General features: G+C 73.4%; 21 protein-coding genes. 7 read left to right on the forward strand and 14 right to left on the reverse strand.

Annotated elements, in window-relative coordinates:
* Positions 1-62 precede the first annotated feature (62 nt).
* On the forward strand, positions 63-1208 hold the full coding sequence (locus ACLJTM_RS18485; protein WP_411104710.1) for an amidase domain-containing protein: 1146 nt from the start codon (positions 63-65) through the stop codon (positions 1206-1208).
* Positions 1209-1266: 58 nt separating this feature from the next.
* On the opposite strand, the gene crcB is transcribed toward ACLJTM_RS18485, so the two are convergent.
* The 6 genes from crcB to ACLJTM_RS18515 all read right to left on the reverse strand — a co-directional run bounded on the left by crcB (position 1267) and on the right by ACLJTM_RS18515 (position 6953).
* Positions 1267-1644 carry a fluoride efflux transporter CrcB gene (gene crcB / locus ACLJTM_RS18490; RefSeq protein ID WP_411104711.1) on the reverse strand — a complete coding sequence of 126 codons (378 nt, stop codon included), beginning with the start codon at positions 1642-1644 and terminating at the stop codon, positions 1267-1269.
* Between the two features lie 60 nt (positions 1645-1704).
* Positions 1705-2040, reverse strand: coding sequence for an STAS domain-containing protein (locus tag ACLJTM_RS18495; RefSeq protein ID WP_411104712.1), 336 nt, complete (start codon positions 2038-2040; stop codon positions 1705-1707).
* A gap of 477 nt (positions 2041-2517) precedes the next feature.
* Positions 2518-2679, reverse strand: coding sequence for a hypothetical protein (locus ACLJTM_RS18500; RefSeq protein ID WP_037792689.1), 162 nt, complete (start codon positions 2677-2679; stop codon positions 2518-2520).
* A gap of 68 nt (positions 2680-2747) precedes the next feature.
* A complete protein-coding gene (locus ACLJTM_RS18505) occupies positions 2748-3872 on the reverse strand; it encodes a PP2C family protein-serine/threonine phosphatase (protein ID WP_411104713.1) in 1125 nt (374 codons plus the stop codon).
* A gap of 342 nt (positions 3873-4214) precedes the next feature.
* A complete protein-coding gene (locus ACLJTM_RS18510) occupies positions 4215-4664 on the reverse strand; it encodes a DUF1622 domain-containing protein (RefSeq protein WP_411104789.1) in 450 nt (149 codons plus the stop codon).
* An 84-nt stretch (positions 4665-4748) separates the two neighbouring features.
* On the reverse strand, positions 4749-6953 hold the full coding sequence (locus ACLJTM_RS18515) for a SpoIIE family protein phosphatase (protein ID WP_411104714.1): 2205 nt from the start codon (positions 6951-6953) through the stop codon (positions 4749-4751).
* Positions 6954-7387: 434 nt separating this feature from the next.
* Here ACLJTM_RS18515 and ACLJTM_RS18520 point away from each other — a divergent pair, with 434 nt between their 5' ends.
* Positions 7388-8434, forward strand: a complete 1047-nt coding sequence (locus ACLJTM_RS18520) for a fatty acid desaturase family protein (RefSeq protein ID WP_411104715.1) — start codon at positions 7388-7390, stop codon at positions 8432-8434.
* A gap of 138 nt (positions 8435-8572) precedes the next feature.
* Here ACLJTM_RS18520 and ACLJTM_RS18525 read toward each other — a convergent pair whose 3' ends face one another.
* Positions 8573-10051: an ABC transporter substrate-binding protein gene (locus ACLJTM_RS18525; protein ID WP_411104716.1), complete on the reverse strand. Its 1479-nt coding sequence runs from the start codon at positions 10049-10051 to the stop codon at positions 8573-8575.
* A gap of 4 nt (positions 10052-10055) precedes the next feature.
* Positions 10056-12059, reverse strand: a complete 2004-nt coding sequence (locus ACLJTM_RS18530; RefSeq protein WP_411104717.1) for a hypothetical protein — start codon at positions 12057-12059, stop codon at positions 10056-10058.
* A 202-nt stretch (positions 12060-12261) separates the two neighbouring features.
* Here ACLJTM_RS18530 and ACLJTM_RS18535 point away from each other — a divergent pair, with 202 nt between their 5' ends.
* Positions 12262-12639: a hypothetical protein gene (locus ACLJTM_RS18535; protein WP_411104718.1), complete on the forward strand. Its 378-nt coding sequence runs from the start codon at positions 12262-12264 to the stop codon at positions 12637-12639.
* Positions 12640-12777: 138 nt separating this feature from the next.
* The gene (locus tag ACLJTM_RS18540) at positions 12778-13893 is read left to right on the forward strand and encodes an AI-2E family transporter (protein WP_411104719.1); all 1116 of its coding nucleotides are present in this window, start codon (positions 12778-12780) and stop codon (positions 13891-13893) included.
* 85 nt (positions 13894-13978) lie between these two features.
* Here the strand turns inward: ACLJTM_RS18540 and ACLJTM_RS18545 are convergent, their stop codons facing one another.
* On the reverse strand, positions 13979-14719 hold the full coding sequence (locus ACLJTM_RS18545) for a tyrosine-protein phosphatase (RefSeq protein ID WP_411104720.1): 741 nt from the start codon (positions 14717-14719) through the stop codon (positions 13979-13981).
* A gap of 62 nt (positions 14720-14781) precedes the next feature.
* A complete protein-coding gene (locus ACLJTM_RS18550; protein ID WP_411104721.1) occupies positions 14782-16341 on the reverse strand; it encodes a sensor histidine kinase in 1560 nt (519 codons plus the stop codon).
* 112 nt (positions 16342-16453) lie between these two features.
* Here ACLJTM_RS18550 and ACLJTM_RS18555 point away from each other — a divergent pair, with 112 nt between their 5' ends.
* Complete coding sequence (locus ACLJTM_RS18555; RefSeq protein ID WP_411104722.1) at positions 16454-17227, forward strand: response regulator; 774 nt, start codon at positions 16454-16456, stop codon at positions 17225-17227.
* A 98-nt stretch (positions 17228-17325) separates the two neighbouring features.
* Here ACLJTM_RS18555 and ACLJTM_RS18560 read toward each other — a convergent pair whose 3' ends face one another.
* Positions 17326-17799 (reverse strand): ATP-binding protein, encoded by a 474-nt coding sequence (locus ACLJTM_RS18560; RefSeq protein WP_411104723.1) that lies wholly within the window; start codon positions 17797-17799, stop codon positions 17326-17328.
* A 231-nt stretch (positions 17800-18030) separates the two neighbouring features.
* On the opposite strand from ACLJTM_RS18560, the gene ACLJTM_RS18565 reads away from it, so the two are divergent.
* Positions 18031-18444, forward strand: a complete 414-nt coding sequence (locus ACLJTM_RS18565) for an SsgA family sporulation/cell division regulator (protein WP_411104724.1) — start codon at positions 18031-18033, stop codon at positions 18442-18444.
* 310 nt (positions 18445-18754) lie between these two features.
* A complete protein-coding gene (locus tag ACLJTM_RS18570; protein WP_411104725.1) occupies positions 18755-19633 on the forward strand; it encodes a SigB/SigF/SigG family RNA polymerase sigma factor in 879 nt (292 codons plus the stop codon).
* Positions 19634-19707: 74 nt separating this feature from the next.
* Here ACLJTM_RS18570 and ACLJTM_RS18575 read toward each other — a convergent pair whose 3' ends face one another.
* The 3 genes from ACLJTM_RS18575 to recQ form a co-directional block, all read right to left on the reverse strand.
* Positions 19708-20370: a lysophospholipid acyltransferase family protein gene (locus ACLJTM_RS18575; protein ID WP_411104726.1), complete on the reverse strand. Its 663-nt coding sequence runs from the start codon at positions 20368-20370 to the stop codon at positions 19708-19710.
* Positions 20371-20538: 168 nt separating this feature from the next.
* Complete coding sequence (locus ACLJTM_RS18580; protein ID WP_411104727.1) at positions 20539-21084, reverse strand: DoxX family membrane protein; 546 nt, start codon at positions 21082-21084, stop codon at positions 20539-20541.
* A gap of 141 nt (positions 21085-21225) precedes the next feature.
* Positions 21226-23259 carry a DNA helicase RecQ gene (gene recQ / locus ACLJTM_RS18585; protein ID WP_411104728.1) on the reverse strand — a complete coding sequence of 678 codons (2034 nt, stop codon included), beginning with the start codon at positions 23257-23259 and terminating at the stop codon, positions 21226-21228.
* Between the last annotated feature and the right edge of the window lie 140 nt (positions 23260-23399).

The following is a 23399-nucleotide window of genomic DNA, read 5'->3' on the forward strand; positions in this document are numbered from 1 at the left end:
GCCCAGTTGTGCGAAGATGCCGTCCCCCGGTTCGTGCGGACCGGGTGACAAGGGGAAACACAGTGATACCTAAGAGGTTCAGGCCCGCCGCCATCGCGGCCCTGACCGTGGCCCTGGCGTCCGGCAGCATGCTGGCCTACTCCGCCGGCGCGGCCTCCGGGCCCAAGGCGGCCGACCGTGCCACCACCGACACCTTCGCCCGCATCGCGGACGACGTGCTCTCCCAGCGCACCGACGCCCTGGTCGAGGACCAGGCGGGCAAGCGCGGTTCCGGCCAGGCGGGCGCGGGCTCGAAGACCCGCATGTCGGCCAAGCTGAAGAAGGACGAGGACGCCGCGCTCCAGTCGCTGCGGTCCCGCAAGGTGCGGCTGGCGGAACTCGGCGAGGCGTACACGGGAGCCGACACCCGCGTCGTCGTGGACCGCGCCACGGTCACCGGCGGGAAGGCGACCGTCCAGGTCACCGAGCAGACCAAGCTCACGTACAAGAAGCTCCGCGGCGACGAGCCGGACACCACGGACATCGGGACGCGGTACGAGCTGACCCTCACCAGCAAGCGGGGCGGTGCCTGGGAGCTGGTCTCGATCACCTCGCAGGACAGCGGCCCGGTCGCGGTCAACGAGCCCGTGGCGGCCAAGGTGAACGTCGTCAAGGACGACGGCAACCAGTACCCGGACGGCACACCCGCGTCCACCAAGTACCCGGCGCCCGCGAAGCCCAAGGTGAAGACCGGCGGTGCCTACGACTACACCGCCATGGCGAAGTACGCCGAGAAGCACTGGAGCAAGTACAACCCCGCTTACCGCAAGTTCAACGGGGCCGGGGGCGACTGCACCAACTTCATCAGCCAGGCCCTCAAGGCGGGCGGCTGGAAGGCCGCTCCGGGCTCCTCGTCCGACTACCGCAACTGGTGGTACGACGGCACCCGCCAGTCCGACTCCTGGGTCGGCGCGAACGAGTTCGCGTGGTTCACGCTGTCCAACCAGCGGGCCGCCAACCTGGCCAACGTCTACCAGGCCGACATCGGCGACGTCGTGCAGCTGGACTTCAACAAGGACGGGTCCAAGGACCACTCCATGATGGTGACGTACCGCAGCAGCGCGGGTATGCCGTACCTCACCTACCACTCCACGAACACGTACCGGAAGTCGCTCGCGAGCCTCATCGCGTCCTACCCGGACGCGGTCTACTTCGCGTACCGCACCTGACGGTTCCCCCCGGCCTCCCCCGCCCCGGCACCCCCCGGCGGGGGAGGCCTGCCCCGTCCTAGGGGAGCAGGGATCGGCCCAGGGTGAGGCCCAGGGAGATCGCGCCGAATGCGGTGGCGACGGAGGCGAGGACGTTGGCCGCGGCGGCGGCCTTCGCGCCGGACTCGGCCAGCCGCAGGGTCTCGTACGAGAACGTCGAGTACGTGGTCAGGGCGCCGCACAGGCCGGTGCCCAGCAGGAGCTGCACGGTGTGGCCGGCCGCCCCGGACAGGGCGGCGCCGGCGAGGACGCCGAGGACCAGGGAGCCGGTGACGTTGACCGCGAAGGTGCCCCACGGGAAGGCGGTGTCGTGGCGTGCCTGGACCGCGCGGTCGGTGAGGTAGCGCAGCGGCGCCCCGACCGCGCCGCCGAGGGCCACCAGGAGGAAGTCCTTCACCTGTCTGTCTTCTCCGCCTTCTCTGCACAGTCGAAGTGGTCCACGGGCCTCGGGCGCACGTCAGGCAGGGGCCTCGCCGGGCGGGAGCGGGTCCACGGGGAACAGGTCGAGGGCCCCGGTCATCTCCAGCAGGTGCATCATCTGCGGGGGCGGGGCGGCCAGCCGCAGGACGTGGCCGGCCTCGTGGGCGTGCAGCCGCGCGCCCAGCAGGGCGTTGAGGCCGGAGGAGTCGCAGAAGGTCAGGGCCGTCAGATCGACGACCACCTCGACCGCGGCCGGCGCCGCCGCGACGGCCGCGTCGATCTCCGCACGGAACGCCCGTGCGCGGTCCATGTCCATTTCGCCCGATGCGCGGATCACGACCGGCCGCGGCCGGGCCCCATCGTCCTGCTGCACGCCGTCCACCCTTCTCGAACCGTCCCGGCTGTCGGTCCAGACCGTACCCGTCCGGCGGCCGGGACACCCGGGTCGTCCGCGTCACGGCGCTCCCGCGTCACGGCGCTCCCGCGTCATCGCGCTACCGCGTCAGGCCGGCGTCCGCCGGGCCGGTGCGGCGCAGGGCGGCCGGCGTGGTGCCGTACCAGCGCCGGACCGCCCGGCGCAGCGGCGCCCGCTCCCAGGGAGTCAGCGGTTCCCCCGGCCCTACTGGGGTGATCGTTCCTGCCTGGCGCCGGCGCACGCAGTGAACGGACCGACCCGGGCAGTGCGGGAGTTCCCGCCCCGCCGGAGCGGAGCCCCCCACGGGGGCGGGGGCCCGTCCACGGAACGCGGAAACGGCGGTGGCCCGCCGTCCCCCTGCGGACAGGGGGACGGCGGGCCACCGCCGGGCAGTCTCGCGCTGCGCTGCGCGTCACAGGACCCCCGGTCTCAGGGCTACCAGCGGTACCAGCGGCCACTGCCGCCCTTGGGACGCGCGACGAAACCGATCAGCCAGAGCACCAGGACCGCAATCGCAACCCACCAGAGAATCTTCACCGCGAAACCCGCGCCGAAGAGGATCAGTGCCAGCAGAAGAACAAGAAGCAAGGGAACCATGGTCATCAACCTCCGAGGCACCGTCTGCCCCGTGCCTGCGGGGCATGCACGTCCGCCTTATGTGTTTCTTATTTCCGCACCGGGGCAGGAGGGAGGGCCCGCGCGGCCGGCGCACCGGAGGCGGCCGGAGCGCCGATCGCGATGGCGGCGGCATCGTCGTCCAGTCGGCCCCCGGTGTGGCGGTGGAGCTCGTCGAGCAGGGTCTGCATGCGGTGGCCGGCGCCCGTGTGGCGGTGGTGCGCGACGGCGCCGGGGAGGTCGAAGAAGGCACGCTGCCCGTCACGGGCCTCGGTGATGCCGTCGGTGGTGGCCAGCAGGCAGGCGCCCGGCGGCAGTTCGTGGGCGGCCGCCACCGGCATCCCGGGCAGGCCGGCCTGGAGGCCGAGGAGGCGGTTCGGGGGCAGCGACAGCTCCCGGACCCGGGCGTCGTGGTCGATGAGCAGGGGCGGTACGTGCCCGCAGTTGACGAGGGTCAGCCGGCCGGCGGTGTCCGCCTGGACGAGCAGGGCGCTGGCGAACCTGCTGTCCCCGGTCGACTCCTGTCGCCGCATCAGGGCCTGGTCCATGCGGTCGGCGACCCTGCACAGGTCGGGTTCGAGGAAGGCGGCCTCCCGGAAGGCGCCCAGGAGCGTCACCGTGGCATCGACGGCGGGCAGCCCCTTCCCGCACACGTCACCGATGACCAGGCGCAGCCCGTGCGGGGTGTCCAGGGCCTCGTAGAAGTCGCCCCCGACCTTGTTCTCGGCGCCGGCCGCCCGGTAGAAGCCGGCCACCTGGTAGCCGCCGACGGACTCGGGCAGCGGCCGCAGCACCGCCTGCTGGACCGTGCCCACCGTGGCGCGCAGCTCGTCCAGCCGCCGTTGCTCGCGGCTGCGTCCCGCAGCGGACAGCGCACCGGCCGCGGTGCCCGCCAGGATGGCCAGGACCACGACGAGGGCGGACGGACGCCCCGCGGGCTCGTACCAGCGGAAGGCGGCCAGCGTGGTGAGCGAGAGGGCGCCGAAGGCCAGCACCGCGCGCCAGGTGTGACTGGCCGCGGCGAGGGCCGGAACGGCCGCCAGGAGCGGCCCCAGGCGCACGTCCCGGGCCGTCCAGAGCTCCGCCGCGATGCTCAGGGCCCACAGGCCCCAGGGCAGCAGCCGGTGGATGCGCGCCGTCGCCGCGCGGGCCGTCGGTACTTCGAACCGTTGCACGATCAATGCCCTCGGGAGCAGGAAGGGGGCCGAGCGGTACGGCCCGCCGTCGGATGCGGCGCGGGCAGCCCGGGGGAGGGGGAACCGGCCCCGACCGGTGCTGGCCGCTCGCCTGTCCCCTACCCCTTGCACCCGAGGCCCACGTCGGGACCTAGGTCCCGAGGAACAGCCGACGCCCGCGCGACCGCCCGGCCAGGCGGCAGACGCCCGGCGGACCCGGCCGCCCCGGCCGGCGCGGGACGGAAGTCCCGCAGCGCGGCGGTATCGCGCCCGCCCCGCGCAGCCCTGCACGGGCGGGTCCCGGCCCCGGCGGCGCAGTGCGATGCGGCCGGCGTACGCGGCTCAGACGGACGCGGACGGGGCGGGGGCGGACGCGGATGCGGATGCGGATGCGGACGCGGCCTTCCGCGGCGGGGCGGGCTCCTCCCGGTCGCGTTCGATCTCGGCTCGCTCCTGGGCGATCTCCCGGGTGAGGAAGAAGTTCAGGACCGTGCGGATGGCGGCGATGGCCGCCAGCTGCCCGATCTCCGTGAAGCTGGGCGCGACGGCGGTGCGCAGGACGTCCCCCGCGAGCTGGAACTCCAGGCCGAGGACGAGGAAGCGGCCCAGGCTCAGCCGGATCTTGTTGAACTCGCCGATGAGGGAGCGCCGGCGGATCCCGGTCGCGGCGAAGCGGGTGAACGCCCACACGGCGCCGACGAAGATGATCAGCGCACCGGCCGCTTCGATCACGTGGACGAGCGACCCGATGGCGTCCCGTACCGCGGATTCGGACAGAAGTTCTCCCGACAGTGTCATGCGGGCCGCTTACCCGGCCGCAGGTCCCCGACCCCTCCTGGTGGGGGACGCGCCCCGGGCCGCCTGTACAGGGGGCTCTCATGGCCGGGTGGCGGTCAGGACGAGGACGGCCTGGTCGTCATCGGCCACATCGTCGCCGGTGAAGGCGCCCACCGCCGTGATGACGCCGTCGAGGACGTCCCGGGCGCGGTCGGGGTGCGCCACGCCCGACAGGGCCTCGGCGACGCGGGCGTCCCCGAACTGCTCCCGGCGGCTGTCGCGGGCCTCGGTGATGCCGTCGGTGAACAGCACCAGGCTCTGCCCGGGGTGCAGGTCCACGTGGTGCGGCTGCAAGGAGAGGTCGCGCGAGATGCCGAGCAGGGCGCCCTTGATGTCGAGGGGGCGGACCCCCTGCACGGGGTCCAGGACCAGGGGGCCGGGATGGCCGGCGCGCACGAGTTCCAGGGCGAGCCGCCCCTCGGCCGGGCGCAGCTGGCCGTAGACGAGGGTCACGAAGCCGTTGCCGTGGCTGCCGGGGCGCTCCAGCAGGGCCCGGTTGACGGCGTGCACGACGGAGGCGGGGTCGGGCAGCAGCGGGGCCACGGCGCGGGCGGTGTGGCGTACGAGGGCGGTCGTGGTGGCGGCGTGCGCGCCGCGCCCGCAGACGTCGCCGAGCATGAAGGCCCAGGTCCCGTCCGGCAGGGGGAAGGCGTCGTAGAAGTCGCCGCCGATGTCGAGGCCTTCGCCCGCGGGGTGGTAGTGCAGGGCCAGCTCGGCCCCCGGCAGCTCGGGCGGGTCCGGGAGCAGCAGTCCCGCCTGCAGGTCGCGGGCCAGGGTGGCGCGCTGGGTGTACTGGCGGGCGTGTCCGGCGGCGGTGGAGGCCCGGCGGGCCAGCTCCTCGGCCAGGGCGACGGTGTGGCCGTCGAGCGCGCCGTCCCCCGTGGCGAACAGGGTGAGCGTGGCGAAGGGGCGGCCGCGGTGGACGAGGGGTGTGCAGACGTACCCGGTGACCGCGAGGTCCGTCCAGGGGCCGGGCCCGGCAGGGGCGCGGCGCGCGACCTCGGTGACGCCGGAGGCCAGCACGCGGGCGAACACGTCGGCCTCGGCGTCGAGGGCCGTGACGGGGGCGGCCGCCAGGAGGTCCGTGTGGGCCGGGGTCGGGCCGGCGGCGGCGATGCGCCGCACCCGCCCGGCGTCCACGGCGTCGACCGCGCACAGGGGGGCCAGAGCGGGCGAGGCGAGTTCCACGAGCCGCTGCATGGTCTGGGTGTAGTCGAGGTCCTCGGCGAGCGCGGTACCGGCCCTCAGGAGGAACGCCAGGTCGTCGCGGGCGGCCCGTTCCTTCGCCTCGGCGGCCAGGCGGGCCTGCTCGGCGCGGTGGCGCTCGACGGCCAGCGCCGCGGTGTCGGTGAAGACCCGGCTGAGCGCGAGGTCCGCTTCCTGGGGCGCCCGCGGCGTCCGGTGGTACATCGCGAAGGTGCCGAGCAGGCTGCCGTCGCGGGCCAGGATCGGCGTCGACCAGCACGAGGCGAGCCGCGCACGGCCGGCCAGGTCGCGGAAGTCGTCCCAGAACGGGTCGGTCCCGATGTCCGTGACGATGACGGGCTCCCGGCGGTGGGCGGCCGTACCGCACGATCCGACCCCCTCGCCGGTGGCGATGCCGTCGATGGCCTCGTTGTAGAAGCCGGGCAGGCTCGGCGCGGCGCCGTGGCGCAGGTGCCGGCCGTCCTCGTCGGCCAGCAGGACGGACACGATGACGTCGGGGGAGAGGTCCTCGATCGCCCGGGCCATCCCGTCCAGGACCTCCTCCAGCGGGGCCTGCCGGGCGATCTGCTCCAGCAGCGCGCGGTGCTCGGCCGCCAGCCGGGCCGCCTGCTTGACCTGGGTGGTCTCCACCCCCAGCATCCGGACGCCGGTGATGCCGCCGTCCGGGTCCCGCCGCGGCTCGTAGGAGAAGTCGAAGAACGCCTCCCGGACCCGTCCGCCGCCGCCCAGCAGGGCGCGGGCGCTGCGGCCCGCATAGGGCAGGCCGGTGCGGTAGACCTCGTCCAGGAGCGCGGTGAAGCCCTGCTCGGCGAGCTCCGGCATGAGCTGTCCGATCGGCAGGCCGGTACGCTCCCGCTCCCCGCCGCCGATGGCCTGGAAGAACGCCGGGTTGGCCGCCTCCACCACGTGCTCGGGCCCCGACATGGACGCGAACAGCACCGTGGACCGGCCGAACAGCGCCTGGAGGTCTTCCTCCGCGCTGCCCTGCCCGCCGCCGTGCGCCGGGGCGGCGGTGGGACGACCCTGCTGAATGTTCACCGTGCGTGCCCTCTGCTGCTGCCTGCTGCTGCCCGGCCAGCGGGTGGACGCCGCTGACGCCCGCTGCGCGGGCCCCGCCCGCCGTGATCGTGGCCCGGGCGCCTCACACTGTCGCACAGACGGCCGCCCCGTGACCGGCGGGGCCGCGGGCCCTGCGGCCCACGGCAGTTGTCCGCGGACCGGCGGGTCGTGATCGACGTGCGACCGGCCCCCCACCTCCACCCGCGCGGCATGATCATGCAGGCCACCCACGGGACGGGCCCCCGCCTCGGTGCTTCCGGCGAAGTATCCGCACGGGTCCGCGTACGTCAACCGGTCCACAGCGGGTAGACGCAGCGCGCAGGGTCCCGGTGCGCCGGAGGGACGCTGCCCCCCACAGACTGCGGCGCCCCGCCGCCGTCGCGGCGGACGACAACGGAAAGAGACCCCTGACCATGACTTCCTTGCAGAAGGTGCGCCCCCCGCCCGACCCCGCGGAGACGGGCAGCGACTTCGCCCGCCTCGCCAGGAAGGTCCAGGCCGCCGGACTGATGGCCCGGCGCCCCGGCTACTACACGATCCGCATCGCCCTCGTGGCGGCCCTCTACGCCTCGGGCTGGGCCGCCTTCGTCCTGGTCGGCGACAGCTGGTGGACCCTGCTCGTCGCAGGATTCCTGGCCTTCGTGTTCGGCCAGGTCGCCCTCCTCGCGCACGACATCGCACACCGGCAGGTCTTCCGCCTGCGCAGGGCCAGCGAACTGTCCGGGCGCCTCGCGGGCAACCTCGGCATCGGCATGGGCTACGGCTGGTGGCAGGACAAGCACACCCGCCACCACGCCAACCCCAACCACGAGACCCTCGACCCCGACCTCGACCCGGACATCCTCGTCTGGACGCAGGACCAGGCCCGTGCGGCCAAAGGGCTGCCGAGGCTCCTGGGGCGCTCGCAGGCGTACCTGTTCTTCCCGCTGCTCACGCTGGAGGGCTTCAACCTGCACGTGGCCGGCATCCGGTCGCTGGCGGACAGGTCGCTGAAGAAGAGGGCGCTGGAGGGCGGACTCCTCCTCGCGCACATCGCGGGGTACCTCGCCGCCCTGTTCCTGGTGCTCCCGCCCGGCAAGGCAGTCGTGTTCCTGGTCGTCCACCAGTGCCTCTTCGGCATCTACCTCGGTTCGATCTTCGCCCCGAACCACAAGGGCATGCCGACCCTGCAGGGGAGCGACCGCCCCGACTTCCTGCGCCGCCAGGTGCTGACCTCACGCGACGTGCGGGGCGGCCGGTTCACCGACCTGATGCTCGGCGGGCTGAACTACCAGATCGAGCACCACCTCTTCCCCAGCATGCCCAGCCCGCACCTGCGCCGCGCCCAGGCCATCGTCCGCAGCCACTGCCGGGAACTCGGGGTCGGCTACCTGGAGACCAGCCTGATCGGCTCCTACCGGCAGACCCTCGCCAGCCTCCACCGCGCCGGCGCCCCGATCCGAGAGGCCCGGGCCGCCTGAGGCCCCCCGGCCCCAGGGCGCCGCCCCGCCGGCGGCACACGGGCGGCGTACGGGCTGCGCCGTCCGGGCCGTCCGGGCCGTCCGGGCCGTCCGGGCCGTCCGGTTCCGCCCGGCCGCAGCGGCCGGGCGGCGGCGGGATCACTGCTCCTGCGGCGGCTTGCCGTCCGCCGCGGACACCTCGACGAACTCCACCTGCCCCTTGGCGTTGAGCCGTAGGACCGGCACGGCCTTGTTGCGCGGGTTGCCGTTGTTCTGGAAGGAGATGAACCCGCTCGCCCCGGCCACCTGCTGGGTCCCGTCCATCTGGTGGAACATCCGGGCCACCGCGTCGCCGACGACCTGACCCTGCCAGCGGGCGGCCATCTGGATGCCGTGGGCCGCGGAGAGGACCGCGTCGTGCCCCATCAGGGCCCCGCCGTCCTCACGGGGGTCGTGCGGGAACCACTGGTCCAGCAGACCGCCCGGCTGGAAGTTCTTCGCGGACGGAGCGGACACCGCCTGCGGGGCCGAACGGTACATGTCGGGGTGGGAGAGGCCCGTGTAGAGCACCTCGACGCCCGTCTCGGCGGCGTGCGCGAGCTGCTCGGCGCTCAGATTGCTGGTGTCGTCCCCGGTGAAGACGGTGAACTGCTGGTCGGTGCAGCTGCGGTTGGAGAGCGCGTCGAGGAAGTGCGTCAGATGCCGGCCCCGCCCGGCGAAGTACACGAGCTGGGGTCGCTGCTGGCACAACTGGCCGGGCATGTAGCGCAGTTCGTTCTGCCAGGCACTGCTCACCGAGGAGTCGTAGGTCATCCGCTCGGCCACCAGCCGGTGTTTCGCGCCGTCCTGGAAGGCCTGCGTGAAGGCGGTGCCCAGGGTCGAGGCGTAGAGGTTGCCCTGCGCCACGTCCTGGATGACGACGGCAGTGGCGACGCCGCGCCGCTTGAGGTACCCGGCGGCCGCGTACGCCTCGTCCTCGTTGGTGGGGGCGATCCGGACGAAGCCGTTGATGCCCTGGATGTTCGTGGCGGTCAGGGTCGCGCCGACCATGGCGATGCCGTGTTCCGACAGGCGCTGTATGGCCGCCAGGTTCTCGCTGTTGCTGGGTCCGAGGCCGGCCACCGCGACGAGCCGGTCGGGGGAGTCCTTGCGGGCGATCAGCTCGTCGACGGTGTGCTTCCACTGGGTGGACCGGCTGCCCGGATTGGCGATCAGCAGGCGGATCTTCGGGGACGCGGCGAGGTCCCCCTGGTTGTGCCGGTACTGCGCCAGGTAGGCGCCCTGCAGCTCGTGGCGCACGCCCTCGGCGGAGTTGCTGTCGTCGGCGGTGGTCGTGAAGGAGGTGAAGTAGGCGACGCTGACGTACGGCTCCGTGTCCGCGTGGGCGAGGACCCGCCGGTTCTCCTCCTCGATCTTCGCGCTGACCGCGTCCAGGTGCGGGGCGAAGACGTAGGAGCCGTCGCTGATGCCGACGCACTCGTCCTCCGGGCCCTGTTCCACGACCCCGTCGGCGCACCTGGCCTGGCGCTCCTGCAGCCAGCCGACCCCCAGCCAGAGCGCTGCGACCAGGGTGACGGCGGCCGCGGTGGCCAGCGCGACCCGGCGTACGACGTGCAGGGGCCATTCGAGTCTGGGCACGCGCTCAGCCCTCCCAGCCGGCGGTCTGCGGGTCGCGCCAGTGCCGGTACCGCTCCGCCTCGTTGAACAGGGCCACGATGTCGTTCCTCCGCAGTTGGGACAGCTGGGTGCAGCCGTCGGCGATCATGTCGTTGAGCCGCATGGCGGGGTCGGCGAGGGGATCACTCCACACCCAGCGGGTGGTCACCAGGGTGTGGATCACGGATTCGGTGTCCACCACGCGCCCGGGCCGGCGCGGGGCGAGCCCGGCCAGGAGTTCCAGCGGGCCGCTGTCGGCGGGGAGGCGGTTGGGTGCCGCGGTGATCGCGTCGAACTCCGCGATCCACTGCGCGGCGGGCACGGCGCCGAAGCGCCGCGCCAGGTGGGTGGCGACCTCCTCGGTCCGCCCGCGGGCGAGCTGGTGGTACATCTCCTGCACCGGCTTGCCCTCCTCGCGGTAGTGCTCCGCGAGGAGTTCGTGCACGGCGTCCCACCCCTCGGGCCGCCGGGCCAGCCGCCACAGCAGCAGCCGGCGCAGCCACGGGTGCAGTACGGGGACGACGGCCACCGGCCCGGTCAGCAGCCAGCGCGAGCGGATCTCGCCGAACAGCGCGTCGTCCGGGCTGAGCAGCCGGGTGGCGACCGAGAAGTCCCGCGCGGCGGCGCATTCGGCGAGGACGGCGCGCTGGGACCCGTCGAAATCGCGCAGCAGATGGCCGAGGGCGGCGTCGGCGAGGGTGGCGGAGTCCTCTCCGGTGCGCAGCTGCCGGTCGGGCAGCGTACGCAGCCAGTGGTCCTGCTGCGGGCCCGGCGCGGGGGGCGGGCCCGCCTGCCGCAGTACGTCGAGCACCTGGTGGACGGCGCGCGGCAGTCCTCCGGTGAGCCGGTGCACGAAGGGGGTGAGGCGGGTCAGCGGAGCCAGGTCGCCGTTCCCGCCCAGCTGCAGCTCTATCCGGATCCGCACCTCGTCGAGGTTGAGGTCCCGCAGGCGCAACGGGTACCACCAGGTGTCCTCGCTGTCGCGGGTCGGCCGGTGGGCGTGCCAGTCGGCCAGCGAGGCCCGGTCGGGCCCGCGCAGCTGCCAGGGCCAGGAGTCCCCGGTGGCCGGGCCCCAGCGGGGCAGCCAGCGGTTGGAGCTGGCGACGACCGTCAGCGGGTCGCTGGCGTGGCCGGCCACGACCGTCTCGTCGTGCCGGGAGCGCAGCAGCAGGTCGAGGAAGCGGCGGCCGTAGTCGGTGTGGGCGTTGTCGAGGAGCAGCAGGTAGGAGCGGGGCATGAAGTTGCGGGCGGTGTTGCGTCTGAGGTCTTCCAGGAAGGCGGAGAAGAGGACCAGGTCGAGCCGTTCCTGTTCGGTCTCGTCCCCCTCGTGGCGCCACAGGTTCAGCTCGACGAGGGCTTCCCAGGGGTCCGCGCTGCGGGTCTGGGGGTGGCGCCCGTACCAGTGGGCCCCGGCGGTGAGGCGGCCGCCCAGCCGGCCGCCGAACACGCCCGGCATGGTGTGGCGACCGCGCCGCAGGGCGTCCTGGAACAGCGCCAGCGCCGCGGTGGAGGCACCCTCGGGCATACCGACCGCGCCCATGCCGACTTCGAAGAACGCGGCGAGGTAGTCGCCGTGCCGGGCCTCGTTCTCCTCCTGGAAGCGGTCGAGCCGGCGCTGCACCGTGCGCCGCCCCTCCGCGAGGCTGCGCATGCGCAGCTCCTGGTCGGAGGCGAGCAGGCCGAGGCTGAGCAGGGGGAAGCGGGAGCGGCCGTACCGCGGCAGCTTGCGTTCGAGCTGGCGGGCCAGGAGCCCGAGGGCGTAGCGCGGCAACAGGGACTGCGCGCCGCCGAAGTTGACGAAGGCGAAGGGGTAGTCCGGCCCGAAGTGCTCCATGAGTGCGCTGTGCGCCTCGATGGCCCCGCTGCCCGCCGGACCGAGGAGCATGGTCAGGGGCCGCTCGGCGGCCGGGTCCTCCTTGAGGCTTGCGTCGACCAGCGACAGGATGCCGCTGCGGCCCCGCAGGCCCATGCCCGTACCCGGCTCCCTCACGTGTGATCCCCCCCAGGACGACGCTTCCGAGGAGTAGAGCCTGCCATCCGCAGCCGGTGTCAGACAGGGGTTTCCCCGCGTTGCCCCGTACCGGCCCGCTTTCCGCGGCGATTCGGTGCGAGCCGCGATCCGTGGGTAGATGGTCCACCGGACACCGTCGGCCGGGAACGGCTCCGACAGGCCGTTGACGACAGGAGAACCAATGAACACGGGCAAAACGGCAGTTACCCTCTCCGCTCTGGTCCTGGCCGGTCTGCTTGCGGGCCCGCAGGCGGCCGCCCAGCCGTCGGCCCCGGGTCCGCGCACCCAGGCGGTTGCCGCGGCGCAGGCCGGCGCCGGCTCCGCTGCCCTCGCGGCTCCGGCCGCCGACGCCCGGTCGGCCGCCACCGGAACGGCCCTTGCGCAGGCCGAGCAGAGCGACAGGAAGGGCGGCAAGAAGAGCGGCAAGAAGAAGAAAAAGAGCGGCTTCTTCAAGAAGTTCGGCATCGCCGCACTCCTCGGCATCCTCCTCGTGGTGCTCGTCGTCGTCGTGGTCGTCCTGGCGCTGCGCCGCGCCGCCCGACGCCGTCGCGGGGCCTGAGCCGGCCGCCGGCGCGGCGCCGGGGCGGGGGCAGGCAGGCCCGGCGTGCGGGCATCCGTCCGACAGGCGGCGCCGGGCTCCGGGGAGGCGGTGCGGGCGCCCGCGGAGGCAGGGCAGCCCTGCCCATAGGGTGACCCCATGTCTGACACGTTGAGTTCCAGAAAAACCGCCGCCGCCCTACGGGTGTCCGCCCGTGTCTCCGTCCAGTTGCTGCTGGTCCTCGTGGCGGCCGCGGTGGCCCTGTGGATTCTCGGCCGGATGTGGTCGGTCGTCTGGCCGCTGATAGTGGCCCTGTTCCTCACCACGCTGACCTGGCCGCCGGCCGCCTTCCTGCGTCGTCGCGGTTGGGCTCCGGCCCTGGCCGCGTCGGTGGTGACGTTGCTGTTCCTCGTCGTCGCCGCGGGCATCGCGGCACTGATCGCGCTTCCGGTGGCGTCCCAGTCCGGCGAGTTGGCGGACGGCGTGGTCGAGGGGATCCAACGGCTGCGCGAGTGGGCTGCCGGGCCGCCGCTGAACATCGGCGACGACCAGATCACCGGGGCCTTCGACGCCGCGGTCGCCCGCATCCAGAACAGCGCCGGCACCGCGGTCTCCACCGTCGTCACGGGCGTGAGCACGGTCTTCAACGGCCTGGTCACCGCGGTCCTCGCGCTCTTCCTGATGTTCTTCTTCCTCAAGGACGGCCCCCGGTTCCTGCCGTGGCTCACCCGGCAGCTGCCCGGCCGCCTCGCCACCGACGTCCCGGTCGTCGCCGCACGCAGCTGGGAGACCCTGGGCTCGTTCGTCCGGTCCCAGGCCTTCGTCGGCCTGCTCGACGCCGTCTTCATCGGCCTGGGCCTGTGGATCGTCGGCGTACCCCTGGTGCTGCCGCTGGCGGTGCTGACCTTCGTGTCCGCGTTCGTCCCGATCGTGGGCGCCCTGTTCGCCGGCCTGGTCGCCGTCCTCATCGCGCTGGTCTCCAACGGCCTGACCGACGCACTGATCGTGCTGGCGATCATCGTGCTGGTGCAGCAGCTCGAAGGCAACGTGTTCCAGCCCATGATCCAGAGCCGCGGACTCGGCCTCCACGCGGCCGTGGTCCTGCTGGCGGTGACCCTGGGCGGCAGCCTGGCCGGAGTCGTCGGCAGCCTGCTGGCGGTACCGCTCGCCGCGTTGATCGCGGTGTTCTGGAACTACCTGCGCGAGCAGCTCGTCGCGGTGCCGCCGGGCCCGGCCGCCGGGGAACCGGCCGCCGGGGCCACCGCCCCCGCGTAGGCTCCGTTCCGGCCGGACCTGCCCCCGTACGGACGGCGGCCGGGCTCCCCGTCCGTACGGGGCCCGGGTCGGCAGGAGCGGCGGGTCAGCCGGCGGCGGCCGTCGTGAGCAGGCGGGCGCGCAGGCGCTCCACCGTACGGTCCGACAGCTGCACCCGGTCCTTCAGGTAGCGCTGCACCGACCCGTGACGGGCGGTCAGGTCCGCCAGCACCAGTTCCATGACCACCGCGGGGGCGCGCCCGTAGCCCGGCCACTTCATGACCCGGCCGGGGTTCGCGGCGCGCCAGTCCGCGGTGAGGCGCTCGGTGGCCAGCTCGGTCAGTGCGAAGTCCGACAGGACCTGCTCCTCGGACACGCCGAGCAGCGTGAGGACGAACGCGGCGATCAGCCCGGTCCGGTCCTTGCCCGAGGTGCAGTGGAAGACCACCGGGCCGGGCGCTTCGGCGATCTGCTCCAGCACCTGCCGGATCTCCGCCGCCCCGTCCTCGGTGACCTCGGCGAACCGGTCCGCGAGGTAGCGCCAGGGGTCGACCGCGGGGTCGATCTCGGCCTGGTCGTAGGGCCGGTGCTCGATGCTCAGGTTGACGTAGTGCAGCCCGTCCGCTTCCGGCACCCGTCCCTTGGCCTCGATCTCCCACGGGTAGCGAAGGTCGATCACCGTGCCGATGCCCAACTCCCGGAACGTCTCCCGGTCGGCGCCGTCGAGCTTGCCCAGCGAGTCGGCCCGGTACAGCGTCCGCCACGCGACGGTGCGCCCGTCACAGGCCCGGTAGCCGCCCAGGTCACGGAAGTTGTGCAGGCGCTCGAAATCCACATGCCGGTCCATCGGCTCGCTCCCCGTTCACGGTCATCGGTCGCGCCCATCCTCGCCGATGCCGCGCCGCCCGGTCACGGGGCCGCGGCCGGCGCCTCCGGGGCGAGGGTGAACGTGATGCGGGCGCCCGCCCGGTACTCCTGGTCGACGTGGATGCTCCCGCCGTGGAACTCGACGATCTTCTTGCACATGGCCAGGCCGATGCCGCTGCCCTCGTAGGCGTCCTTGGTGTGCAGCCGCTGGAAGATCACGAACACCTTCTCGGTGTACTCCGGCGCGATGCCGATGCCGTTGTCGGTGACGATGAACCGCCACAGCGCGTCCTCCCGGACCGCCGACACGTGGATCTCCGGAGCCCGGTCGGGGCGGCGGAACTTGACGGCATTGCCGATCAGGTTCTGCCAGAGCATGCCCATCTGGGTCGGGTCGGCGACCAGGGTCGGCAGCGGATCGTGGGTGATCACCGCGCCGGACTCCTCGATGCCGATGCTGAGCGCGGACAGGGTCTGCTCCAGTACCGAGCCGAGGTCGACCTCCTGATGGGTGTGGTGGACGCGGCCCACCCGGGAGAAGGCGAGCAGGTCGTTGATGAGGACCTGCATGCGGTTCGCCCCGTCGACCGCGAAATCGATGTACTGGTCGGCCTTGGAGTCGAGCCGGCCCCCGTAGCGCCGCTGCAACAGCTGGGTGAAGCTGGAGACCTTGCGCAGCGGCTCCTGGAGGTCGTGGGAGGCGACGTACGCGAACTGCTCCAGCTCGGCATTGGACCGCTGCAGGTCCGCCGCCTGCGCGTCGAGGCGCAGACGGGCCTGCTCACTGAAGTCCAGCTCCCGGACGAGCCGGCGCCGCATGGAGTCGATCTCGCCGCTCAGCTGCCGGAGGTCGGCCGGGCCGGTCGGGGTGATGGGGTGGGCGAAGTCGCCCCGTGCGACGGCGCGGGCGTCCGCACCCAACTGCTGCAGGGGCTCGGTGATACCGCGGCGCAGTCCTTCGAAGACCAGTCCGGCGAGGACGGCGATGAGCACCGCGATCGCGCTGAACACCCCGTTGCGCAGCCCCATCATCGCGTTCAGGTCGTCGCGGGCCCCGGTCCGGTCCGCGAGCAGGTGCTCCTGTTGCCCGCTCAGGGCGGCCCGCACCTCGTCGAAGGCGGCTTTGCCCTCCGCGGCCCGTTCGGCGGTCAGCGGCGAGGGCGCCCCGGCCGGCGCGGCGGCGATCGGCACCGCGATCCGCTCCTGCCACGTCCGCACGGCGTCCCGGACCCGCTCCAGGTCCTCCAGCCGAGGGGCGTCGTCGCGCAGCAGCCCGGTGAGCTGGGCGGTGAACGCCGTCTGGTCGGTGAGTCCCTGCCGGTAGGGCCCGAGGAACTCCGGGGCGCCGGTGACCCCGTAACCGCGGATGCCGGTCTCCTGGTCGAGCAGCGCCGCCTCCAGGCGGAAGGAGGTGCTCAGCGCGGGGGACTTCACGTCCACGAGGTTCCTGCTGAGCGACGCCGTCCGCTCCAGCACCCAGGCCCCCGTGGCCCCGAGCAGGGCCAGGAGCACCAGCGAGGCGGTCACGCCGACGCGCAGCCACCGCCGGGTCGTCCACGCGGCGAGCCCTCCCGCGGGCCCGCTTCCCTCGTCCTCGGTCATCTTCCGAACCCCTCCGCTGTACCGGCCGCCGACCACGGGCGCAGCCCACACTGTAGAGGCCAGGTGACAACCGTTGTTGTCGTGGGGTCGGTCGGGGGCTACTGTGCCGGGTATGCCTGGCAAGAACTCCGCACCGCGGACCCCTGCGCACGAGACGGCCGCCCCGGTGGACGCGGCGGTCGGCGAGCTTGCGCGGCGCATCGCCCTCCAGCTCGTGGCGGACCCCGCGCACCGGGCCGCGGACGACCCGGCGCACGCGCTGGCGCTGCTGCACGTCCTGGACCAGGTCCAGCGTTCCGCGGAACGGCTCCAGCGCGCAGCCGCCGTCGAGGCCGCGCGTGCCGGGGCCGGATACCCGCAGATCGGCGAGGCATGCGGCCTGACCCGCCAGGGGGCCCGACGCCGCTGGCCGGGGCTCTTCCACCACTCCCACGAAGCACCCACGGAGCAAGCGATGACCAACGCCCCCGCCCGCCCCTTCGACGTCCTGCTCGTCGAGGACGACGTGGCCGACGCCATGCTCATCGAAGAGGCGCTCTCCGAGCGCGGGGCCCGCAACCTGGTCCGGGTCACCGACGGGGTCGCAGCCCTGGAGTACCTGCGCGCCCCGGACAGCGTGCGCCCCGACCTCATCGTGCTCGACCTGAACATGCCCCGCATGAACGGCCGGGAGCTGCTGCGCATCCTGAAGGCCGACGAGGACCTCCAGACCATTCCGGTCGTGGTCCTCACCACCTCCTCGGCTCCGGACGACGTGACGGGCGCCTACAGCAGCCACGCCAATGCCTACGTGACGAAGCCGGTCAACCTGGAGGAGTTCGAGCGGGCCGTGCAGAGCATCGACACCTTCTACCTGGACACGGCCGCCCGCGCGCCCCGCGGCTGACTTCGGGCGTGCGCCTGCGGTCCGGTCGGTGACCGGGTACGGCGTCCCGTACGCGGAGGGCGCCGCCGCGCCGGCGGAGGGTCGCCTCGAAGGGCGGGTCAGCGGCCGGCGGCGCCCGCCCAGCCGGGGCATCCGGCCGAAGCCGGGCCGTCCAGGCGGAACCACAGCCACTTGCCGAAGCCGTCCGTGCTGACGCCCCAGGCCGCACTGAGCGCGGCGATGATGCCGAGGCCGCGCCCGGACTCGTCCAGGGCGTCCTCTGCGTCCTCTGCGTCCTCTGTGCCCGCCGCGTCCCTGCCGGGCGCTCCCGTGCGGGGCTCCGGGCGCGACAGCTCGGCGTTCCCGTCGCGTACGGCGCACATCAGCGCACCCGTCTCGGCGTCGTGGCGTATCACCAGGCGCAGCCGTTCGCTCTCGGTGTGCTCCACGGCATTGGCCACGGCCTCGGAGAGCAGCAGGGCCCCCTCGTCGGCGAGCTCGCGGTCCCGCACGCAGGTGTTCAGGGCGCGACGGGCGTGGCCGGGTGCCTCCAGGGTGCGGGGCAGGGAGATCTCGATCATCTGCGGGGACATCTCGGACTCCTGACTGTGGGGCGGGAGGGGGGAAGGGCGGCGTGCTCGTTCCGCCCATTCACGGTAGGTGCGGGCCGTTTCCCGCCACCACGGCCGAGCGGCCAGTGTCACCCCGGCCATGTGGGGGAGGCGCCTGCGTTTCCCCCGATCGGGCGAGTGTGGCCGGGGTGGGCCCGGGCAGACGGCTGCCGCCCTGCGCAGCCCTGTGCAGCCCGTCCCGGAGGCCTGTCGATGTCCTGTGTGTCTGCCCTGATCGTTGTCCGCCTCGATGCGCAGACGCCGGGCCCGGTGCGGCTCCTCGCCCGTTTCGCCTATGACGACCGGGACCCCTTTGCGGTCCGTGCGACCTTCTTCGACGGCTCCACCGTGCTCGCACGCTGGCACTTCGACCGGCAGATGCTGGCGGACGGGCTGCACCGGCCGGTCGGCGTGGGAGACGTCGCCTTCCGTCCGTGCAGGGGCGCCGGTGTCGACGAGCTCCGCGTCACCCTGCGGGCCTCCGGTGCGGGGCAGGGGCACAAGGCCGTCCTCCTGGTGGACGCGCGGGCGCTGCGGGTCTTCCTGGAGCAGACGTACGCGGTGACGGGCGCGGGGGAGGAGTTCCTCGACCTCGATGCGCTCCTGGAGGAGTTGCTGGCCCGCTGACGATCCGGCGGCGGGACCGAGCGAGCGGCGGACCGGCGGCGGACCGGCGGCCCGGCGGCGGGCCGACGCGGCGGAGCCCGCCGTTCGTTCATGAACGCGATACCTGAGGCGAGTAGTTGGGTGTTTTATGGGTTTATGTACTGATTCATCCTGCCGGATTATTTTCAGGCTATGAAACTCATGAAACGCGTTTCACGTATCGCTTGACGGGTGTGGGGGAAAAGCGCGATGCTCTGGGGGCAGCCGCACAGTCCGCGGTGGCCGGGGGGCGTCCTCGGCTGAGAATTCGAGTGCCTCCAGGGAGCCGAGAGTGAACACCCTCACCACGCAGCGGACGACCGGTACGACCCGGAGCCAGTCGGACGTCACCGACGCCCCCGCGCCGCTGCCGCGCATCCCGGACGCCCGGGAGGTCGCCCCCTCCGATGCCCGCGAGCTGTCGAAGGCCTTTTTCGAGCGGCTGAGCACGCTGGAAGAGGGCACCCCGGAGCGGCAGTACGTCCGCAACACGCTGATCGAGATGAACCTCTCCCTGGTCCAGTTCGCGGCGCGCCGGTTCCGCAACCGCACCGACGGCACGGAGATCGAGGACCTGATCCAGGTCGGGACCATCGGCCTGATCAAGGCCATCGACCGCTTCGACCCCTCCCTGGGCAACGAGTTCACCACCCTGGCCCTCCCGTACATCACCGGCGAGATAAAGCGCCACTTCCGGGACACCACCTGGGCGGTCCGCGTCCCGCGGCGGCTGCAGGAGCTGCGCATCGAACTGGCCCGCGGCAAGGAGCAGCTGAGCGCCGAACTCGACCGCGCGCCCACCGTGCGGGAGCTCGCGACCCACCTCGGACTCACCGACGAAGAGGTCATCGAGGGCCTCGTCGCCGCCAACGGCCACTCCAGCCAGTCCCTGGACAACGACCAGGACGATTCCTCCGACAACGCCCCGCGCCCGCTCGCGGACGTACTCGGCTCGGACGACCCCGCCATGGAGCTCTTCGAGGACCTCCACGCCCTCGCCCCGCTCCTGGAGAAGCTCGAAGGGCGCGAGCGGCTCATCCTCCAGATGCGCTTCGGCCAGGAGATGACGCAGGCCCAGATCGGTGAGCGGCTCGGCATCTCCCAGATGCAGATCTCCCGCCTCCTCACCCGGACCCTCACCCGGCTCCGCGAGGGCATGCTCGCCACCTGAGAGCGGCCGGTCCCGCCACGCGGCCCCGCACGGCTCCCGGCCCCCGCCGGGAGCCGCGTCGCGTCCCGCCCCGCTCAGGCCGCAAGGGCGGCGGATTCGCCCAGGTGGGCGGCTGCCGTCCGCCACGCGCCCGTCACCGCGGTCCGGGCGCGCTCCGTACGCACCTCGTGGTCGCCGGCCAGCCGCACCGGCGCCCCCACGTGCACGTGCAGGTCCGGTCGGCGCACCGGCGCGGTGGCCAGCCCCGCGAGCTGCTTGGCGAAGCCCCCGGAGGTGATGCGCCGGGCGCCCGCCTGACCCACCGGGACGACGGGAGCGCCCGTACGCCCCGCGAGGCGGACGAGCCCGCTGCGGAAGGTGCCCGGCGCCGCCTCGGCCGCGTCCTTGCGGCGCGGCAGACCCCCCTCCGCGTAGATGAGCACCAGCCGTCCCCGTTCCAGGGCCCGCGCCGCCGTCTCCAGCGCGTCCGCGGCCCGCCGGTCCCCGCGGAACACCGGGATGTGGCCGCCGCCGGCGAGGACCCGGCCGAGGAGCGGGACGCGCCAGAGACCGGCAGCCGCCATCACCACCGGCTCCGCGCCGAGGCGGCGCAGGGCGGCGAGCACGACGGCCGGATCGGCGAGCGAGGTGTGGTTCGCGGCCACGATGCTGCCCGGCGCGAGCACGGCGGCCGCGTCGGTGGTCACCGACAGCCGGCCGAAGGCCGGTACCAGGACGTCGGCGAGGGTGCTGAGCATGGCGGTTCTCCCGGTCTGGACGGTGTCGGTGTCGGGACCCATCGTCGGCGGCCGGCGCCGCCGGGGCCTGAGTCCCCGTACTCATCCCGGCGCACGCCCTACCTACTCCTTCCGGGCCCCGTACCCCGCCCCCGTCCGCGGGTCCGCCGGTCCCCGGCTCGCCGGCGTTCAGGCCTCCGGCCGGTCTTCCGCCGGCTCTGCCTGTGCCTGAGCCTGGGCCTGTGCGCGCTTGGTGACCACCGCGGCTGCCGCGACCGCGCTGCCGGCGAAGGCCAGCGCGAGCATCCACCGCTGGTCGAAGGTGTGGCCGGTGGCGTGGTCCAGGGAGTACCGGCCCGCGCCGGCCAGGCCGATGGCCGCTGCCGTGAACCCGAGGAAGGCCGGGTACTCGTAGCCGCCCGCCTGCGCGAAGAAACCGGCCGGGGCGTGCACGGCCACGGCGCCCGCCATGGCTCCCGCAGCCGCGGCTCCGGCGGCCGGAGTGGCCAGGCCCAGCACGAGCAGGGCCCCGCCCCCGGCCTCTCCGAGCCCCGCGGCGACTGCGCTGTGCCGACCGGGGGTGAAGCCCATGTGCTCCATCGCGGCGGCCGTCTTGTCCAGGCCTCCGCCGCCGAACCACCCGAACAGCTTCTGCGTACCGTGCGCCATCAGCACCGCCCCGGTCCCGGCCCGCAGGGCCAGCAGAGCGAGGTCACGCCGGTTGATGCAGCTCATCGAAGTCTCCCTGGAAGTGGTCCGGGCAGGGTGCGCCGAACCCCATCCGTATCCCCTCCGGGAACCGGCATCCCGCAGCCACCCGCAGATCCGCCGAACGGTCCGCCATCCGGCGGCCCGGAAGCCCCCTCCGGCGGCCCCCTACTGCCAGTCGTCCCAGGGCGCGTCGTCCAGGTCGGCCGGCGGCTCCTCGTCGAACGGGGCGTCGGGGTGCTCCTGCGCTCCGGCCCCCGCGGCGGCCGCGGACCCCGGACCCGAGGCGGGCCGGCCGGTCGCCCGGGGCCCGGCCACTGCGGCCGGGCCGGCGGCGGGCCCCGGGGAGGCGCCGCACTCCGCCAGGGCGTCGAGGACCCCCTGCCCGTACTTGGTGAGCTTGGCCTCGCCCACCCCGCCCACCGTGGCGAGCTCCTCCACCGTGGCGGGCAGACGCGTCGCGATCTCCCGGAGCGTCGCGTCGTGGAAGACCACATAGGCGGGCACGCCCTGCTCCTTCGCCGTCGCCGCCCGCCAGGACCGCAGGGCCAGGAACACCGGCTCGGCCTCAGCCGGCAGGTCCACCGGCACCCGGGCGCCCTTCCCGGAGCGCGCCCCGGACTCCTTGCGGGACGGGGCGGCCGGCGCCTTCTCCTTGCGCATCTCGACGGTCCGGCGACCGCCCAGCACCTCACCGCTGGCGTCCGTCAGCACGAGCGTCCCGTAGTCGCCCTCCACCGCCAGGAGGCCCTGGGCCAGCAACTGGCGGACGACCCCCCGCCACTCCGCGGTGCCGAGGTCCGCTCCGACGCCGAACACCGACAGGGCGTCGTGGTCGAACTGGATGACCTTGGCCGTCTTCTTCCCCTGGAGGATGTCGATGACCTGACCGGCGCCGAACTTCTGGCGCCGTTCCTTCGCGAGCCTCCACACCGTGGACAGCAGCTTCTGCGCCGCGACGGTCCCGTCCCAGGACTCGGCCGGCGTCAGGCAGGTGTCGCAGTTGCCGCACGGTTCGCCCGACTGCCCGAAGTACGCGAGCAGCCGCACCCGGCGGCAGTCGACCGTCTCGCACAGCGCGAGCATGGCGTCCAGGTGCATGCCGAGGGACCTGCGGTGCGCCTCGTCGCCTTCGGAGCCTTCGATGAGCTTGCGCTGCTGGACCACGTCCTGCAGGCCGTACGCCAGCCACGCCGTGGCCGGCTCGCCGTCACGGCCGGCCCGGCCGGTCTCCTGGTAGTAGCCCTCGACGGACTTCGGCAGGTCCAGATGGGCCACGAAACGCACGTCCGGCTTGTCGATGCCCATGCCGAACGCGATCGTCGCCACCACCACGACGCCCTCGTCCCGCAGGAAGCGGGCCTGGTTCGCCGCGCGGGTGCGCGCATCCATGCCCGCGTGGTACGCCACCGCGTCGATGCCCTGCTCCACCAGGAAAGCCGCGGTCTTCTCCACCGACGCCCGCGAGAGGCAGTAGACGACTCCGGCGTCCCCCTCGTGCTCGGTGCGGATCAGTGCCAGCAGCTGCTTGAGCGGGTTGTCCTTGCCGACGATGCGGTACTGGATGTTCGGCCGGTCGAAACTCGCGACGAAGTGCCGCGCCTCCTCCAGACCCAGCCGGGCCACGATCTCGGCGTGGGTGGCTTCCGTGGCGGTCGCGGTCAGCGCGATCCGCGGCACCTTCGGCCAGCGCTCGTGCAGCATGGACAGCGCGAGGTAGTCGGGACGGAAGTCGTGGCCCCACTGGGCGACGCAGTGCGCTTCGTCGATGGCGAAGAGGGACACCCGGCCACGGTCGAGCAGCCGCTGCGTGCCCTCGGTGCGCAGCCGCTCGGGTGCCAGGTAGAGCAGGTCCAGCTCGTCCGCGAGGAAGGCCTGCTCGACGGCCTGCCGCTCGTACGGGTCCTGCGTCGAATTGAGGAAGCCGGCCCGCACCCCGAGCGCGGTCAGCGCGTTCACCTGGTCCTGCATCAGGGCGATGAGCGGGGAGATCACGACGCCGGTGCCGTCCCGGACCAGCGCCGGAATCTGGTAGCAGAGCGACTTGCCGCCGCCGGTCGGCATCAGGACGAGTGCGTCGCCACCGCCGACGACCTGCTCGATGATCTCCTGCTGCTCGCCGCGGAAGGAGCTGTATCCGAAGACGCGGTGCAGCACCTGCAGAGCATCGGAGATCTCAGGGGAAGCGTCGGGAAGGGCCATCCGTGAAGCCTATCGGCCCCCGCCCACACCCCCGCCCCGCCCACCGGAACCTGTGGACAACCGGACCGCCCCCACCGCAGGGACCGCGCCCCCGCCCGAGGGCTCACCCGTCCGGCCCCGTCGGGAAGGCGGCAGCGCCG

It is taken from the genome of Streptomyces sp. cmx-4-9, from assembly GCF_046548835.1.
Taxonomy (GTDB): domain Bacteria; phylum Actinomycetota; class Actinomycetes; order Streptomycetales; family Streptomycetaceae; genus Streptomyces.

What these genes read in the sequence shown, in the direction of transcription:
- ACLJTM_RS18500 (WP_037792689.1), bottom strand. Translation starts at nt 2,679, where the DNA reads ATGGTTCCCTTGCTTCTTGTTCTTCTGCTGGCACTGATCCTCTTCGGC.
- ACLJTM_RS18520 (WP_411104715.1), top strand. Translation starts at nt 7,388, where the DNA reads ATGACTTCCTTGCAGAAGGTGCGCCCCCCGCCCGACCCCGCGGAGACG.
- ACLJTM_RS18535 (WP_411104718.1), top strand. Translation starts at nt 12,262, where the DNA reads ATGAACACGGGCAAAACGGCAGTTACCCTCTCCGCTCTGGTCCTGGCC.
- ACLJTM_RS18540 (WP_411104719.1), top strand. Translation starts at nt 12,778, where the DNA reads ATGTCTGACACGTTGAGTTCCAGAAAAACCGCCGCCGCCCTACGGGTG.
- ACLJTM_RS18545 (WP_411104720.1), bottom strand. Translation starts at nt 14,719, where the DNA reads ATGGACCGGCATGTGGATTTCGAGCGCCTGCACAACTTCCGTGACCTG.
- ACLJTM_RS18550 (WP_411104721.1), bottom strand. Translation starts at nt 16,341, where the DNA reads ATGACCGAGGACGAGGGAAGCGGGCCCGCGGGAGGGCTCGCCGCGTGG.
- ACLJTM_RS18555 (WP_411104722.1), top strand. Translation starts at nt 16,454, where the DNA reads ATGCCTGGCAAGAACTCCGCACCGCGGACCCCTGCGCACGAGACGGCC.
- ACLJTM_RS18560 (WP_411104723.1), bottom strand. Translation starts at nt 17,799, where the DNA reads ATGTCCCCGCAGATGATCGAGATCTCCCTGCCCCGCACCCTGGAGGCA.
- ACLJTM_RS18565 (WP_411104724.1), top strand. Translation starts at nt 18,031, where the DNA reads ATGTCCTGTGTGTCTGCCCTGATCGTTGTCCGCCTCGATGCGCAGACG.
- ACLJTM_RS18575 (WP_411104726.1), bottom strand. Translation starts at nt 20,370, where the DNA reads ATGCTCAGCACCCTCGCCGACGTCCTGGTACCGGCCTTCGGCCGGCTG.
- ACLJTM_RS18580 (WP_411104727.1), bottom strand. Translation starts at nt 21,084, where the DNA reads ATGAGCTGCATCAACCGGCGTGACCTCGCTCTGCTGGCCCTGCGGGCC.
- recQ (WP_411104728.1), bottom strand. Translation starts at nt 23,259, where the DNA reads ATGGCCCTTCCCGACGCTTCCCCTGAGATCTCCGATGCTCTGCAGGTG.